The organism is Brevibacillus agri, from assembly GCF_004117055.1.
Taxonomy (GTDB): domain Bacteria; phylum Bacillota; class Bacilli; order Brevibacillales; family Brevibacillaceae; genus Brevibacillus; species Brevibacillus agri.
Map to the genome: position 1 here is coordinate 1,036,321 of NZ_CP026363.1, position 16,789 is coordinate 1,053,109.

General features: G+C 45.3%; 10 protein-coding genes. 8 read left to right on the plus strand and 2 right to left on the minus strand.

The genetic code is table 11. The features are described 5' to 3' along the window. Positions 1 to 68 precede the first annotated feature (68 nt). Entirely contained in the window at positions 69 to 4,082 is a 4,014-nt protein-coding gene (locus tag BA6348_RS05195) for an S-layer homology domain-containing protein (RefSeq protein ID WP_122952863.1), read from the plus strand. A 106-nt stretch (positions 4,083 to 4,188) separates the two neighbouring features. On the opposite strand, the gene BA6348_RS05200 is transcribed toward BA6348_RS05195, so the two are convergent. Continuing rightward, on the minus strand, positions 4,189 to 4,848 hold the full coding sequence (locus BA6348_RS05200; protein ID WP_122952864.1) for a YigZ family protein: 660 nt from the start codon (positions 4,846 to 4,848) through the stop codon (positions 4,189 to 4,191). Between the two features lie 286 nt (positions 4,849 to 5,134). Here BA6348_RS05200 and BA6348_RS05205 point away from each other — a divergent pair, with 286 nt between their 5' ends. The 6 genes from BA6348_RS05205 to BA6348_RS05230 all read left to right on the plus strand — a co-directional run bounded on the left by BA6348_RS05205 (position 5,135) and on the right by BA6348_RS05230 (position 16,002). Beyond that, positions 5,135 to 6,346, plus strand: a complete 1,212-nt coding sequence (locus tag BA6348_RS05205; RefSeq protein WP_005831828.1) for a TolC family protein — start codon at positions 5,135 to 5,137, stop codon at positions 6,344 to 6,346. A gap of 456 nt (positions 6,347 to 6,802) precedes the next feature. Beyond that, a complete protein-coding gene (locus tag BA6348_RS05210) occupies positions 6,803 to 9,943 on the plus strand; it encodes an S-layer homology domain-containing protein (RefSeq protein WP_122952872.1) in 3,141 nt (1,046 codons plus the stop codon). Positions 9,944 to 10,070: 127 nt separating this feature from the next. Continuing rightward, entirely contained in the window at positions 10,071 to 12,641 is a 2,571-nt protein-coding gene (locus BA6348_RS05215; protein ID WP_122952865.1) for an Ig-like domain-containing domain, read from the plus strand. Between the two features lie 774 nt (positions 12,642 to 13,415). Continuing rightward, on the plus strand, positions 13,416 to 14,318 hold the full coding sequence (locus BA6348_RS05220; RefSeq protein WP_122952866.1) for an Rpn family recombination-promoting nuclease/putative transposase: 903 nt from the start codon (positions 13,416 to 13,418) through the stop codon (positions 14,316 to 14,318). 197 nt (positions 14,319 to 14,515) lie between these two features. Next, positions 14,516 to 15,001, plus strand: a complete 486-nt coding sequence (locus tag BA6348_RS05225) for a hypothetical protein (protein WP_122952867.1) — start codon at positions 14,516 to 14,518, stop codon at positions 14,999 to 15,001. A gap of 125 nt (positions 15,002 to 15,126) precedes the next feature. Further along, positions 15,127 to 16,002, plus strand: coding sequence for a tyrosine-type recombinase/integrase (locus BA6348_RS05230; RefSeq protein ID WP_122952868.1), 876 nt, complete (start codon positions 15,127 to 15,129; stop codon positions 16,000 to 16,002). 6 nt (positions 16,003 to 16,008) lie between these two features. Here the strand turns inward: BA6348_RS05230 and BA6348_RS05235 are convergent, their stop codons facing one another. After that, positions 16,009 to 16,350 (minus strand): helix-turn-helix domain-containing protein, encoded by a 342-nt coding sequence (locus BA6348_RS05235; protein ID WP_122952869.1) that lies wholly within the window; start codon positions 16,348 to 16,350, stop codon positions 16,009 to 16,011. A gap of 162 nt (positions 16,351 to 16,512) precedes the next feature. On the opposite strand from BA6348_RS05235, the gene BA6348_RS05240 reads away from it, so the two are divergent. After that, positions 16,513 to 16,770 (plus strand): hypothetical protein, encoded by a 258-nt coding sequence (locus BA6348_RS05240; RefSeq protein WP_122952870.1) that lies wholly within the window; start codon positions 16,513 to 16,515, stop codon positions 16,768 to 16,770. Positions 16,771 to 16,789: the final 19 nt, after the last annotated feature.

Sequence of the window (16,789 nt, forward strand, 5' to 3'; positions counted from 1 at the left end):
ATTAGCCGATAAAGAAAAGGAGGAATAGGAGTAATCTGAGTACATTAACATAGGAGAGGTGAGCGGAATTGTTGCAAGTTGTGAAGGCAAAGCTGAGATCAGTGTTTATTACACTGGTTGTGGTTGCGGTTGTTCTAACAGGAATAATACCAGGCTCCTTACAGTCTAGTGCTGCCAGCGGTAGTGTCGGAGGAGCAGGGATTACACTAATCGGTTTCTCAAAAGGTACGCAAAGTGATCCCTATATTCATTACGAACCAAGATTAACAATCAGTGGTACGTATGTGGGATTGAAGGATCCAAGGAATTTGCGTCTCAGCAGAAAAAATAACGGATTACTCGAAAAGTTAAGCGATCAACCTACCATTGTTGAAGGGACCTCGACATTTACATTTTTCAACGTGGGTTTAAAACCGGGAATGAATGAAATTGGTTTCTATGAGCTAACCAATGCCGGAGAAGAAGTGAAGTTTACTTTTTATGTAATTTACAATGACACACCTGTTTTCAGCGACCTCAAAGTAGGGAATGTTCCATTATCAACCGATGTAACAGTTCCGACTATTGTTTATTCTTCCAGACCTTCAGCTATTACGGGTCGCGCCTTAAATGCGACAAATGTTCGTGTCGACAACCTTACAACGAATAAATCGTATACGACCAGAAGAGTAAATGATGGTGGTTCATTTGCCATCGACATGGTGTTGGCGAAGGGTTACAACAATTTGCGAATCACAGCATTGGCTGAGAACAAAGAAATTAATTTAGTAGAGCGTCAAGTGATTTACACGGATGAATACTCGAAACAGGGAGCAAACGATCACTTCTATAATGTCAAAATTGAGAAGACACCTCTTGACTCAGCAGGATTAGAGACCGTGGTAGATGAGAACATGAATGCTGAATTCATTGTTAGCGGTGATTTGCTGATTCACAAAGATAGTACGATTGAACCGTTTGGGGCGAGTGATCCGAAAACGATTACGGATGCAGGTGAGATTCGAATTTACGACAGTAACGGAGATACAAAATTTAATCCTGAAGTGACGAGTCCTTCAATCCAGTACAAAGATACGTTAGGCGAGTACTTGCGCTATTCATTTTCTGTTAAAGTGCCAGGTACAACGAACTCCTTCGAGGATGGAAAGAAATATAGCCTGGCATTTTGGTATCCGTACAACCAAGTCACAGTGGATGAGAGTGGCGTTGTAACGAGGACGCCAAAAAATGTGGAAATTGCCAACCATAAATACCCGATTCAGTACATGGATCAAGATAGCCCGCGTATTGAGAGCATGGTGCTTTCATCTGAAGGAAACGTGCAGGTCGACTTGAATAACGTCAACATTGTTCGTTCTTCGCCTTATACAATAGAGTTGAAAACGAAGAACATTTCAGATACGACTAAGTTCAAGATTTCGTACCTCTATGACACTACGAGAACTGATGACGATGACGCATTGGCTGGTCAATATGAAGTTAAACAAGATGATAAAGATACGAGTATCTTTCGAATAACAATCAAGAAGGCACCTTCCAAAGAAACGGATGTAAGGCTCACTTATGATAACAACAAGATAGAAAGAACCTTCAAGATTCGCCCGGAAGTCGTGCCGCATGTCCAATTAAGCTATGTCTCTTCGTCAGGAAAGACGGTTTATGTGGAAAAGGGTTTGACTATTACTGATCTTAGTGACCCCTTAAATGGACAAGATCTGATTGGGCAAGTCCGTAACTATGCACCAGTTACACAAGGCAATGTGAAGGTGAAAATTGGAAGCGATCCTGTCACGATAACACCTCATCCTTCCGATGCTACACGTTTTACCATCAAGTCCGACGATTTGGGAAAAGTTTTAGAGAAAGATTCAAGCTCTGGAATACGCGTTCTGGAAATTACTCTGGAGAATCAACCCAAATTGACCTTTAAGTACAACATTAGTTATATCAACGAAGTTGTGCCAAAAATCAAAGATGTCAAGTTTGAAATTGAGCAGAATAGCGAAACAGTTGTACTGTCTAAAAAGTCGACAGAAACTGATTATAACACCAGTGCTTTGTACCTCAGCGGCTTCAGCTTTGATGTTGAAGCAGCCGATGAAGTAACCGTTAAAAAAGACGGGAAAGTTATTGCTGTATTTAAAGATAAGTCGGGTACATGGGAGTTCCAAAAAATTGATCCTGATTATCTCCAAAGCCTGAAAGCTGCGGTTCAAGGAACCGCGGATTCATCGAATACGAAGCTTGATTCGTTGTTTACAAGAAGTAATTTCGAATCGACGGGCAACTCCTCAGATGATTCTTTTAAGGCTGAGATGGATGATTTCGATTATGTAAGCTTGCTCAATATTTTCGGAAAAATGGATAAGGAAGAAGCAACCAAACGTTTGCCGCTCTTCCCGCTGGTATTACAGGAAGGCGGAAGCACCACATTCGAGATTTCGGCAGCAAAGGGTGACTTGATTACTCGTCAAAAATATACAATCAAACAGACTACACATTCGTGGATTGTATTGGATCCAATGAAGCGTGAAGGCGAGGATTACGTCACTGTTAACGCAAACAGTGCCAAGGTGCGGATTTTTGCTGAGAATGCAGAAAAAATCTTGTTCGGTAAAGAAGAGGTTGTAGCCAAAAATACAACTGACCCGGAATTTGAGTTCAACGATAAATTGGGCAGGCCAATTCCAACCAATGGGTACTACATGTTCGAAAGCACGGTCTCTCTAAAGCCTGGACTGAATACCGTCAAGTATACGGTTGTCGTGAATGGGAACCAGTTTAAGGATGAGATCAAGATTTACAACGCGGGCTCTTCTGTCAGTGGAGCAGTTTATCGCGATATTTTAGGGAAAAAGGTCAGCTTCAGCGTATTTGAAAAGGCATTGGAGCTCAAATTTCCAACTGGAACGGTATTGCTTTCGCCGTCAGATGCTCGAGTTGGCGGTGAGGTGAATCACCCGCGTGATGACATCAATATTGATGTGCCGCTTTATTTTGGGATTGCTGATCGTTCTACAGGACAAGTTGACCCTGATATTGAACCGGATAGCGATGACATAGAGGAAATGGAGGATATTCTTAAACCTGACTCCAATTTCAACTATGCGAGTCCACTTTATTATATTGACGCTGGAGTACAGGGAGCACCAGGGGGAACCGATCCTTATTACCAAGAAGATGACGTTCTCATACGAGGAAAAGAAGTAGACCTCAAATTATGGCATAAGCGATATAGGGATAATTTGGTACCAAGCAAACAAGGTACACTATCCATTAAGTATGATTCTTCCATTGTCAATGCTGCCAACACTACTTTAGCGATTATGTACAATAATGGAGAAGGCTGGGTCAACATAGGTGGTGTTGTAAATACCGGAAAGAAAACGATAACGGTTCCTTTCCGTGGTTTCGGTTATTACATGGTTCTTAAAATTAAAAACAGCTTCCCCGATGTAGTGAACCACGAGTTTGCCCGTGATGCAATTGAGACATTATACTCGAAAGGGATCATGGTAGCATCAGATTACAACTGGTTTGGGGCAGATATGAAAATCACTCGTGGGGAATTTGCTACGATGATTGTAAAAGCGTTGGATTTGCCAATAAACGCTGGTCCGTATAGAGACGAAGCTAATTCCCGTCCTTCTTCTCCGACATTCAGCGATGTGGATCGAAATGACAACAATCCATGGAACTGGAGCTATGAGTACATTGAGACGGCAGCTCGTGCCGGTATTGTTAGAGGCAAGGATGCGGAACGCTTCTTTCCGGACGACTCATTGACACGTGAGGAAGCCGCGATTATTATTGCGAGAGCTTTGAACTTGAAAACAGGCAACCCTGATACATCAAAAGTCGCTTTGGGAAAAATGTTTACAGATGCTCACTTAACAGGATACTACGCTGTACCATCTGTATTGGCGGTTACAAAAGCAAAAATCATGAATGGAGAACCAAATGATGCTACAGCAAAGAAGCCGACATACCGATTCAATCCTAGAGGGGATTTGACTAGAGCGGAGATGGCAGTTATTACTTATCGCATCATGGTCCAACTCAAAAAACTGCCTAAACAGTAATACAGAATTGCGCTATATATTATAGAAGAAAAGCTGAAGAGGCGATTCGCCTCTTCAGCTTTTTTCGTGCACATTTCACAAAAGCCACCCGCTCAAGCAAGCAACTTTACTCCCCCGATTCATCCCCCACCGCTTCCACAGGCACCTCGACATACTCCTTCTCACCCAGGACAATCTGCGCCTGTCCATTCGTCAAATCGGTAAACCGCTCCACAAACGCATCCTGCCCCCCCTCGGGAATCAGCACATGCGCGGTAACCTTGTCCGTAAAATCAGTCCCGCTCACCCGATATTCACCGATACGCAGCTCGTTCTCCACCTTGCCCCACCACGTATAGTCCACTGTCACCGAGATTGCCTGGTGCAGCGTATGCACAACGATTTTCGCGGCTTTCAAGGCTGCAACCGTTCCCGCTGTATAAGCCCGGACAAGTCCGCCAGCTCCCAGCTTGATTCCCCCGAAGTAACGGGTAACCACTACGACGGTGTCCTTTACGCCGTTTTTCTTGATGCACTCCAGGATCGGCTTGCCTGCCGTACCACTAGGCTCGCCATCATCACTTGAGCGTTGAATCTGGTCGTTTTCGCCGATGACAAAAGCGGAGCAATTGTGGGTGGCATCCCAGTGCTTCTTTTTAATCATGGCGATAAAAGCAACCGCTTCTTCTTCCGTCGTAACCCGCTGCGCATAGCCGATGAAGCGGGAGCGCTCGATGACGATGTAGTCCTCTCCATAGCCAGCGACGGTTTTGTATTCTGTAAGCATCGAACAATCACCTCAAGAAAAGGATAGCATGCAAAAATGATGTTGGCGAATCCTGAAATGTTTTTGACACAGAATCGTAGTAATCTATGAGGCAAAGAAGGACTAAATCAGAAAGGGATGATCTATACATGTTAAAGTGCGTGTAATCCCTTATGAAAATGCTGGTAGGGCACTAATTTTTCGTGTGCGAAACATTACTCTGTGATATAGTGATCTTGGGACAAACTGTAATATTTCAAGTAGTGAAAAGTTTTACAATCAATACAAGCAAAAGGAGTGGAATCACGTGAATTTTCCATATTCGAGCAAAAAGTGGATGAGCATCAGTTTGGCGGCTGTACTCACAACCGCAATTGGAGCAGGAACCTTGACGGCATCTGCCAATACAGGAACAGAGGCGGCGAAACCGGCGCAGCCAGCACAAACCGTAGCAGCGGAAACAGGCAATACAACGACATCCGAGACTGCTGCACTGGAAGAGCTGACGCTGGAAAAAGCGATTGAACAAGCGTTGCAAACCAACAATACGCTCCAGAATGCACGTATTGACGCGAAAAATGCGGATTTGAACGAATCGCTTTCCTATATTACCTCTGCTGACATGTCCAAAGATATGATCGATTCCCTGGAAGGAACAAAAGAACAATTGAACGCCGCAAAGGCCAAGTACGTAGGGAATGCACAAGCAGAGATCAACAAAAAACTGAATGCACTGATGGTGAAAGCTACAGAATCCAAAATCAGATTGGGTGCGCAAAATGTCTACTACAACCTCATTTTTGCGCAGGACGACTATGAATTGAAAAAACAAAGCCTGACGCGTGCAGAAACGCAACTGAAAGTGGCCAAAGCGGCATTTGATGTGGGAACAAAAGCAAAAACAGACGTCCTGCAGGCAGAAATGGGCGTAGCAGGGGCAAAGGCTGCTTTGACATCCGCAGCAAATGCGGTAGAAGTAGCGCGCATGGATTTGAATGATTTTCTTGGCGTTGACCTGAACAAAAAGTGGAAGATCGTCTCCAGCAACAAACAGGTTGCGCCGATTTCCTTGACTTTGGAGCAGGCACAAGCTCAGGCTCTTTCCAAACGTGTCGAGATGACAAAAGTACAGGAAGAACTGAATTTGGCAGAACTGAACGTCAAATTGATCGAGGAGTATTCGGCATTGTCGACCCTCCAAGGCCGCCAAGCCCGCAATAACGTAGATAAGTCGAAAATGGCGATCGAGGAACAAAAACGCACCATCTCCAAGGAAGTTGCCCAAGCTTATTTGAATCTGAATGCGGCAAGAGAGGCGATTGAGTTCCAGAAAACAGCGAAAAACTCTGCTGCCGAGAGCTACCGTCTGACAAATCTGCGCTTTGAAAACGGCCTGGCGACTACACTTGAAGTGATCCAGGCAGAAGAAGAGCTTTCCGACCGCGAGAACCAGTACCAAAAAGCGATTCTCAACTACAACCTGGCTGTCGTAAACTTTGAAACAGCACTCGGCAACTAGGCTTGTGTGACCAAGAAAGATTTGTAAGGTTTTGAACAGAACTGGAAAAAGGTTCAATGGTGACAGTCCGCCCTGCGTACCCTATAATACGAAGTGTGGCGGATGTCACTTCGTACATAATCGACAGGTGAATACGAACCCACGAAAAAATCTTTAAATTTTTTTCGAAGGCGCCGCAACTTTTGATTGGCTCAGGCGTTTAATAGGATGTCACACGAAATACGGGGAATTGTGTAAAAAAGATTCACGAATTCTAGCACTTGTGTTACACTATTGATTGTTGCATTTTACACAATACTGAATATACTAGATATTTTTAACACAAAAAAGCGAAGCTGGCCTGCGAAAGGAGGTGACACGCGCTTGCAGGATTCGGGCTTTAAAAAGAAAGATAGATTAACAACAAATATTCCCCAAGAACAATTTGTTTATACTAGAGGAGGAGAACACAAGGTTATGAAAAAGGTCGTTAACAGTGTATTGGCTAGTGCACTCGCACTTTCTGTTGCTCCAATGGCTTTCGCAGCAGAAGATGCAACTACAACAGCTCCTAAAATGGACGCTGCAATGGAAAAAACCGTTAAGCGCCTCGAAGCTCTTGGCCTGGTAGCAGGTTATGGCAACGGCGAATACGGTGTAGACAAAACAATCACTCGTGCAGAGTTCGCTACTCTGATCGTTCGCGCTCGCGGACTGGAGCAAGGTGCGAAACTGGCACAGTTCAACACTACTTATACTGACGTTAAATCTACCGATTGGTTTGCTGGTTTCGTAAACGTAGCTTCCGGCGAAGAAATCGTAAAAGGTTTCCCGGACAAATCCTTCAAACCACAAAACCAAGTTACTTACGCTGAAGCGGTAACTATGATCGTTCGTGCACTGGGTTATGAGCCAGCAGTTCGTGGCGTATGGCCAAACAGCATGATCTCCAAAGCTTCCGAGCTGAACATTGCTAAGAGCATCACTACTCCTAACAATGCAGCAACTCGTGGCGACATCTTCAAAATGCTGGACAACGCTCTTCGCGTAGACCTGATGGAGCAAGTTGAGTTCGGAACTGACGTTCGTTACGAAGTTACCAACAAAACTCTCCTGACGAAATACCTGAAAGTAACTGTAGTTGACATGGATTGGGCTCATGAGAAAGATCATGATTCCGACGATCTGCCACTCGTTACTAACGTACCGGCAATCGGCCTGGGTAAACTGAAAGCGAACGAAATTACCCTGAACGGTAAAGAAGCTGGTCTGGGCAACACTACTTACAAAGTTGCTGACGGTATCAACCCTAACGACTTCGATGGTCAACGCGTACAAGTGTGGATCAAAGATGACAGAGAAAACGTAATCGTTTGGATGGAAGGTTCCGAGGACGAAGAAGTAGTATTGGATCGTCTGAGCGAATTTACCCTCAAAGGTAAAACTACTGACGGTAAAAACCTGAGCACTTCCGATCTGGCAGATCTGAAAGTGGAACTGGATGCAAGCGGCAAAACTTACCGCTTCAACAAAAACTCCAAAATTACTTACAACTTCAAACGTTACAGCGATCCAGTTGACGCTCTGAAAGAGATCATCTCTGCTAACGACAGCTTTGGTGTAAAAGTTGTTCTGGACAGCAATAACGAAGTTTCTTACATGCACGTAATTGACGACACCAAAATGAACCTGAACTCCAAAGCGAAATACGGTTCTGAAGTGATCGGCAAAATCGATGTTGAGAAAAAGAAAATCACCAACCTCGACACTGGTAAGTTCAACAAGCTGGAAGACAAAGAAGAAGGCAAAGACTTCCTCGTATTCCTGGATGGCAAACCAGCGAAACTGAGCGACCTGAAAGAAGGCGACGTATACTCTGTATACTACGCTGATGGCGATGAAGACAAACTGTTGGTATTCGCTAACCGCACAGTAGTAGAAGGTAAAGTTGACAAAGTAGTTAGCCGCAGCACATCTGACTTCCGTCTGACTGTTGGCGGCAAAACTTACCGTATCTACCCAGGTGCCACTTACTCCGATAACGGAAACAAAGACGTTAAAGATCTCGATGACAAAAACTGGGATTTGGTATCCAACCTGGATTCCGAAACAGTGAAACTGGTACTGGATGCTTCCGGCCGCGTTCGTCACATTGAAACGAAAGATCCAATCGACGATCGTAAACAAAAAGCAATCGTTACCAAAGGTGTTGTTTACAACACTGCGAAAGACACTTACGACTTCACTGTGTTGACTCAAAAAGGTAAAAAACTGGCTCTGTCCCTGGAAAAAGAGGACATTTACAACGCTGAAGGCAAACACTACGGCCGCGACAACATGGAAGCTGATGAGCTGGAAGACATCCTGCAACCAAGCAAAGATGAGTCCATCGCTCTGCTGGAAGTAACTTTGGATTCCAAAGGCGAAGTTGACAAAGTTCAAATTCTGAATTCCAAACTGCGTAAATCGTCCGGTTCTGCTTGGGATAAACTGGCAGACGAAACCGACGATGTTGTTGGCGACTACGAAGTAACCGACAAAACTGCCATCTTCAAAATGACTGGCAAATTGGATACGTCTTCCAAACGCGCTGAACTGAAAAACCCAGGCATTGCTAAGTTCAAAGATATCGCTGACGAGGACGATCTGACAGTTTACTACTCCGTTGATGAAGATAAAGACGAAGTAGAAGCGATCTTCGTAGTAGAAGGCGACGGTCTGACTGGCGACACTTACTACGGTGTAGTTACAGAATACGGTTCTTCCAACAGACAAGACACCATCAAAGTTATTACTAAAGATGGCGACTCTGTAACAACAAAAGAGTACAAATTGGACGATGATCGTGAAGAGTTGCAAGATCGTGGTATCAAACGCGGCGACTTCATCGCATTCCAATTGAACTCCGATGATGAAGTAGTTGTTGATGACGTTATCGAAGTTGTTAACAACAAAGCAATCAATCTTAAAAACAACGTACAACTGGTGGATAAATCCGAGTGGAAAAATGCTAGCATCGAGAAACTGACAGTTGCTCGTGTAGATGATGTTAACGGCAACACCATCACTTACGAAGCTGGCAAAGGCGATACTCGCAAACTGCTGACTAAATCTTCCACTGCTTTCATCGACGTATACGATGATTTCGAAGCTGAAGATGGCGTAGAAGAAGGCGACTACATCGTTCTGCTGGACAGCAGCGAAATCGACGGCGATCGTTATGACTACGTTCTGATCGTAGGTAGCGTAGACTGGGTAGAAAAAGAAGGCGTAGATGAAAAAGCTGTTGAAGACTTCCTGAAACAATCTTTCGGCGATGACAACGGTGGCGGCAACGACGACTGGGATGCTGTTCCTTCTTCTGTAACTGTAGAAAATGGTAAATTCTCTATCGGTGTTGCGACATCCTATCTGTTCACTGTTGATTTGAACAAAGATGTTGACGCTAGCGAAGTAAAATCTGCAACAGTTACACTCGACGGTGAAACTTTCAATGGAAAAGTAGAAGGAAACAAAATCAAATTTGCTTTCTCTGCTTCTGTTGATGTAACCTCCTTGAAAGTTACAGTAACTAGCCAAGAAGGCGAAACAGATACTACAACTGTAAACTTCAAATAAGTTTTGATAGACAGCGTGTCTGTTCAGCACTAAAGTGAGATGAACGGCGGAGGGAGGGACCTCCTTCCGCTGTTTCTACATACTCACTAAATAAAAATTCCTTATTCAACATACGGAGGGGTAGTACGTGAATAAAAAAGTAACTCTTTCCCTGCTCTCTGCTACAGTATTCGCTAGCATGGCTGCTTCTGCCTTTGCTGCACCAACACAAGGTGTTTACATGGGCGGTAGCGTAGACAAATTCTATAAGCTGGATGATTTGTTCAATCTGAGTGCTGCAGCTAAAAAACAATTTGTTGTCGACTTGAATGCTGCTAATCCAGACCTCGACTTTAAAAACCTTGTGTTTGTTGACTTTGACGGCAAAGGCGCTAAATTCAGTGAAATCTTGGCTGCAGGCACTCTGCCAAAAGCTAAGAGAGACCTGACCAAAGCTGATTTCGAAGGCTCTTACGTGACAGTAAACCTGGATGGCTCTAATGGTGTTTCTTACGATCCTCGTAACGATGCAGTTGATGTGCCTACTGGTGATTTGAAAGTTGAGTCGGTAAGTGCTATTAACGCTAAACAAATCCAAGTTAAATTTAACAACGCTGTTGATGAAGACACAGCACTTGACGTAACCAATTATTCTATCAAGCTTGCTGGTGCATCTGCTGTTGCAATGGCTACTTCTGGTAACAACAAAGCAACAGCTGAATTGAGCGAAGATGGTAAAACAGTTACTCTGACACTTACCAATGCTCTGACAACAACTTACTGGGGTTCCATCGCTGATGGCGATGTATTCCAAGTGATTGTTGATGGTGTAAAAGATTCTGCTGGACATGAGTTGGCGGAAACAGTAAAAACAGTTACTTACACCGATAAGGAAGCACCTACCTTCGTTTCTGCTACAGCTACAGCTAAAACGACAACTAATAAAGTAACATTGTCTTTCAGCGAGCCAATCGATTATTCTCAGGCAACCGTTACTGTTAACGGTGTAGCAGCAAGCCTCAGCGCTGGTACTAAAGCAAACGAAGTAGTAGTTACATCTGGTAGCAACTTGAACGCAGGTTCTAGCTACGAGCTGAAACTCTTGAACTTTAAAGATGCTGCTGGTAACTTGTTGACTCCTAACCCTGTAGTGACAAGTGTTACAGTTCAAGCGGATGTTACTGCTCCAGTAGTAACTGGCGTAAGTGTAGTTCGTGATAGCTTGATCGAAGTGACTTTCGATAAGTCTATGGATCCTGCAACTGTTAACTCAACTTCAGTAAAATTGTTGAATACTGACTTGGCTACTACTGGAATCACTCAAGGTACCATCCAGCCTAAACCAAATACAAGCAACAAAACATTCTTGGTACCATTTACTGCAATCCCATTCAATAGCAACGGTACATTCACTGGAGTACTCTCCTTTACAAGTGCTATTAAGGATGCTGCAGGTAATGCGTTCACTGCAAAAACTGAGTCTGTAACATTGACTAAAGACACAGTTGCTCCAGAAGTTGTAAGTGCGACCTACACTAACAAAACATCTTACAATGGTGTTACAACTACTAACGGTGCAATCATCGTTAAGTTCAACGAAAAAATTGCCGCATCTGCTGCTGCAAACACCTACGTTGTTGTAAATGACCAAGGTGCACCTGTAAGCACTCCTATCGCTAGCACAGCAGTTAACCCGAATGATGCTACTGAACTCATTTTGGTACTGAATGCAGGCGTCGCTACAGGCACAAAAACTTATACTGTTGTAATGCCAGCTTCCGCTGCAACCGACTTGTCTGTATCTCAAAATGCTTCTGCATCAGTACATCTGACTGTAGATGTTTCTGCTGGCGGTCCAGTTGCTAATGATCCAACTGCTCCGGTTGTAAACACAGTAACACCGACAGCAGCAACCAGCTCTACTTCCGGAACTACGATTGCAGTTGCATTCACTGAAGCAGGTTCTGGTTTGGATCCAGCTACCATTCAAGATCTTAACAACTATCGTTTGGATGGAGCACCACTGCCGTCTGGATCTTATGTGACCTTGTCTGGTACAACAGCTACAATTAATATCCCGGCTGGTAAGTTTGCAGAAGACAAGGCTTATGCATTTAATATCAACGGAATTAAGGATAAAGCTGGCAATGTAATGAATCCTTATGTTGGCAGTGTAAACCTTAAAGATGATATCAAGCCTGAGTTGACATCTGCTACACTGAACAGCAACGGAACAGTTTCTCTCGGATTTAGCGAGAAAGTAAATGCTGCATCTGGTAAAGAAGCAGACTTTGCAGTAACTGTGAATGGTTCCTTGCTCACAGGTACCAATAAAGCTTACACATTGGCTGACGGCGTTGGTTCCGATGCAGGAAAATATGTGCTGACAGTTAAACTTGCTACTATTGGTAAGGCAGCAACTGCTGGTTCCTACACTGATCCAAACGGTGGTACTTGGACGACTGCTGGCGCAACAAATGTTGTTAAATTCACGTTTGTTGACGTTGATGGTAACCAAGACCTCTCCGCTGGCGATATTATCTTGACAGGTACTGATACAGGCGCAACGACAGCAATTGCGTTCTCTGATAACGCAGCTTACGACCTGAACAATGCTCTCAGTGTTAAGGTTGGAACAATCGCTAGCCCAAGCCTGGTGACAGACACCAGCAATCTCACAAACGTTGTTAAGGGCAGCAAAACTATTACTGTAAAGTAATAGTTCCTGTCAAATAGGATTGGTGCTTTCCACCAACCGAAGATTATCGAAAGGGTTTGTCTCGATAGAGGCAGACTCTTTCCCTTTTAAATGTAAACCATGGGTAGTGGACAAGTAGCTTAATGGATGAGTAATAAGGTAAGGTGCCTGTCACTACCCAAAGAATGTAGAAAATGTTTGTCGTAAAAAGCATTATCCCCTTTCTGGTTTATGTTTAAGCCCATTTTGAAAGTGCACTAATAAAAAATTGGAAAAAAATACAAAAAATGCCAGCTATGGAGGTTAGCTGGCAACAATTGAATCCCCAAGATATTTGATTCGGTATTTTTAATTTTAACTAAATACTACTCGTACGTAAACTGAAATTTATTAAGAGATCGGTACCAAACAACACCAGAAGTTTGTCGAAAGGGTTTACCTCGAAAGAGATAGGCTCTTTTTGCCCGAACTCCCTGCAAAACTTTCTGCAAGATCGCTGCATTTTCTTTCTCCGAACATACCCATCGGCAGCTTTCCAGCCATGACAAGCATACATGACAATCTTAGCTCACTGCAAACTATAAAAACTGCAGTCAGAAGCCCTCTTCCCCGCCCACGTTTTCACTTTCCCCTCACTTTTTTCTTCACGCCATCCCAGCCGTAATGACCGTAAAATCAAACATATATTATTCCCTTGATCTCGGATAGAAAGGAGGTTCCAGCAGGAGTGTCGAACACGCATTCCAGTGGTATAATGGTAGTACAGACAACGAACGGAGAAGGGAGCGTGATGACGTGACCAAACTAATGGACTTGAAGATCGACTTCGCGTTCAAGCAGGTGTTTGGCAAAGAGGGAAACGAACCGATTCTCCTTGCCTTTCTGAATGCCGCGCTCCAATTGCCGAAGGAAAAGCGGCTCTCTTCGGTGGAAATCCTCAATCCTGAAATCAATCGGGAACACATCGAGGATAAGGCATCCGTGCTGGATATCCACGCCAAGACAGAGCAGGGGGAGCATGTCAACATCGAGATTCAGTTCGCGAACAAGTTCGACATGGAGAAGCGTACCCTGTACTACTGGTCACGCATCTACTCGGCCCAAATGCAAAAAGGAATGCCGTACACGGAACTGGCGAAGACGATCGCGATCAACATCCTCAATTTTCGCTTTCTGCGGGAAACTGAGCGGTTCCACACCACATTCCACCTGTACGAGGATCAGGAGCAGTTTCCGCTGACAGATGTGATGGAGATTCACTTCATGGAGATCCCGAAGCTGATGGACAAGTGGGAACAGCGTGCGGTCAATCCGCATGACAATGAGCTGGAAAGATGGCTGCTGCTTCTGGAGGCGGACGATCACGAAGAAATTCGCAAGGAATTGGAGGCGATAGCGATGCAAGATCCGGTCATGAAACGGGCGTTTGACGAATGGGAAGACCTGAGCCGTGACGAGAAGAAATGGGTCGAGTACGAGTCTCGTCGGAAGGCGATTCTGGACGAGATGGCGGCTGTAAGGGAAGCCGAGATACGTCAACAAAGGGCGAGAGAAGAAGGATTGGCAGAAGGCGAGCGGCAAAAGGCACTGGAAGTAGCAAAAAACTTGTTAGCGATGGACATGTCTGTGGAAGTGATTGCAAAAGCAACGGGATTGTCGGCAGAAGAAATCGAACAACTGAAAAAGCAACTTCACTAAACGTACCTTGCCCCTTGTCCTGATCTGACGAGGGGTTTTCTCTTTTGTATGAAACGAGTCCTCAGTCCGAAAGGAGGCAGAAAAACCGGCTTCCGTCCGCTCCATTGCTTGCAAAACAATTCCATAAACGTCAACATCAACGCACACGTATACGTAGGCGTTGACGGAACCAAAACATCAGAGCAGGAGTGGACGAGATGAACGACACGAAATCAATCCTTGCTAGAGTACTTGCCCAGCAGGAAGCGAAAAAAGCCGCACAAGCAGCCGAAAACCAACAGCAGGGAGCTTCCACAGAGAGAGGAAATGTAGTACCTCTCAAGGCAGCGGAACAAAAAATCCAGGAAAGGGGGAACCATGCACCGAAACCGCTGGAAGGTCAACAGGCCAAGCCGTTGAGAGTAAAACCACGGCAAACAAACAAGGCGGAAGGAACAGACAAAGTTGGTAAACCGGACACTGTACTTCCACCGTCACAGCAGCTAACTTCGATGAAGATTCCGAAGAGACAAGCCCCGTTTGAGAAACGGTACAGAAGGGTCACGACGTACCTGGAGAACGGCGTGTACGACAAGGTGCAGCAGCTGTACGAGTCGGGAGAGATCGACCGGATCAGCAACCTGGTCAACACGGCAGTCAGGCTGTACCTCATGAAACACTACGGGTACGGCTGCAAAGAGTAGCCTGAAATCCCGCGCAGAACGCTTTGTACGCAAGCAAAAACAAAAAAGTGATGTAACCCACAGCCCTACGTCCTTGAGCGGATGTAGGGCCTTTTTGCGTTTTGTTTGGAAGGGAGGAAAGAAACGTGGATGAAATCACGCAATTTGAGCAGTACCTTCTGGAAAACGGCATTGCGCCAAAAACGATAGAGTCCTACGTGGGGGACGTGAGAGGATTCTGCGAGTACCTGCGGCAGATGGGCGTGGAAAGCGAGACAGACCTGAAACGATTCTACGTAGTCAGCTACAAGAACCATCTCGTCGAAAACAAGTACGCCGTTGCGACGATCAACAAGAAGATCAACTCACTTCAGGCGTACAACCTCTACCTAATCGAAAAAGGCATCCTGACGGAACAGGTCGTCACCCTGCAGCGGGATCGGGTCAAGGTGGCCACTGGCAGTGAAGGGGAAGTGGACGTGTTCACCGAGCAGGAAGTCAACCAGCTGCTCTTTTTCGTCCAGGACAGGAGCAAGGTCAGCCTGCGTAACCACCTCATCGTTTGGATGCTGCTCTACACGGGAGTACGGGTGAGCGAGCTGTGCGGAATTCAGTTGGCAGACATCGACTACCTCACCAACACGCTCAGGGTCACAGGCAAGGGAGGGAAGTACCGTGAGATTCCGCTTCGGCCTGACCTAGCGGAACTCATCCGGGAGTATGTCCGGACAGAACGGCAGGAGAACAAGTACAAGGACAGTCCCTACCTGCTACTCAGCCAGCGTGCGCCCAAACTGCACAAGGACGCGGTCAACACCATGCTGGAAGGACTGGAGAAGCAACTGGGCTTCAAGATGTACCCGCATAAGTTCCGGCACACGTTCTGCTCCCGATTGCTAAAGAAGGGAGTCCCGCTGACAACGGTTTCCAAACTCGCAGGCCATGCCCACATCCAAACAACCGCATCTTTTTACATCAACACCAGCAAGCAGGAAAAAGAACTGGCGGTCAACCTCCTCTAATGTTGGCTACTGGTACTTCTCGTGCTCCCACTCGAACACGGCCTTCAAAAGTTTCAAGGCCAAAGCGCGATCGTGCTTGGAGCGCTCCGTCAGCAGATCAACTAGTTGACGTAGCTCGTCTGGTTGTGGGGAAGGGTCAATGTGACGGAACAGATCTTCCATCGAAACGTTAAGACCTCGGCAGATCTTCTCCAGGCTCTCCACCGTGACGTTCTTTTCCCCTCGCTCTACTTGCCCCACGTAGTTCGTATGTAAACCGGACAATTCGCCTAATTGCTCCTGGCTCATCCCCTTCTCTTTTCGGAGAAAGCGGATTCGATTGCCTAATCGCTTGACCAACTCGGTCATGGAAACCACCTCAAGACAAGCTTACGGGAGGAAAAGAAAAGGGAACACAAGCTATAAATGTGAATTGACAGAAAGATAACACCAAAAGATAATAATTAATGAAGTTTTCCAATCAATAGTGTGTAGTGGTAACCCAATCTAGCAAAAACGGAGGCAAGAAACATGGACGCAATTCTTTTCTACGGCATCATCATTCTACTGGCACTCGGCTTTCTCTCTTTTGCCTGGCTCATTGTAAGGGGATGGCTGGAGCTCATCTTTTCCTTCCTGCTCGGGGTGTTCAAACTTCTGTGGAACATCGTCAAAGTGGCGTTCTGGGTCGTCGCCTTGCCCTTCAAGCTGCTCGGTTTTCTCGTCAGACTGGTGCTGCCGAAAAGAGCCAAACGAAAAGATGCAGAAACGCCAGAAGTGCAAGCCTAATCGACAAAAGAAAGTATTT

Bases quoted from the DNA above. Each gene is read 5' to 3' on its own strand.
- BA6348_RS05200 (WP_122952864.1), bottom strand. From the start codon at position 4,848: ATGCTTACAGAATACAAAACCGTCGCTGGCTATGGAGAGGACTACATC.
- BA6348_RS05210 (WP_122952872.1), top strand. From the start codon at position 6,803: ATGAAAAAGGTCGTTAACAGTGTATTGGCTAGTGCACTCGCACTTTCT.
- BA6348_RS05225 (WP_122952867.1), top strand. From the start codon at position 14,516: ATGAACGACACGAAATCAATCCTTGCTAGAGTACTTGCCCAGCAGGAA.
- BA6348_RS05235 (WP_122952869.1), bottom strand. From the start codon at position 16,350: ATGACCGAGTTGGTCAAGCGATTAGGCAATCGAATCCGCTTTCTCCGA.
- BA6348_RS05240 (WP_122952870.1), top strand. From the start codon at position 16,513: ATGGACGCAATTCTTTTCTACGGCATCATCATTCTACTGGCACTCGGC.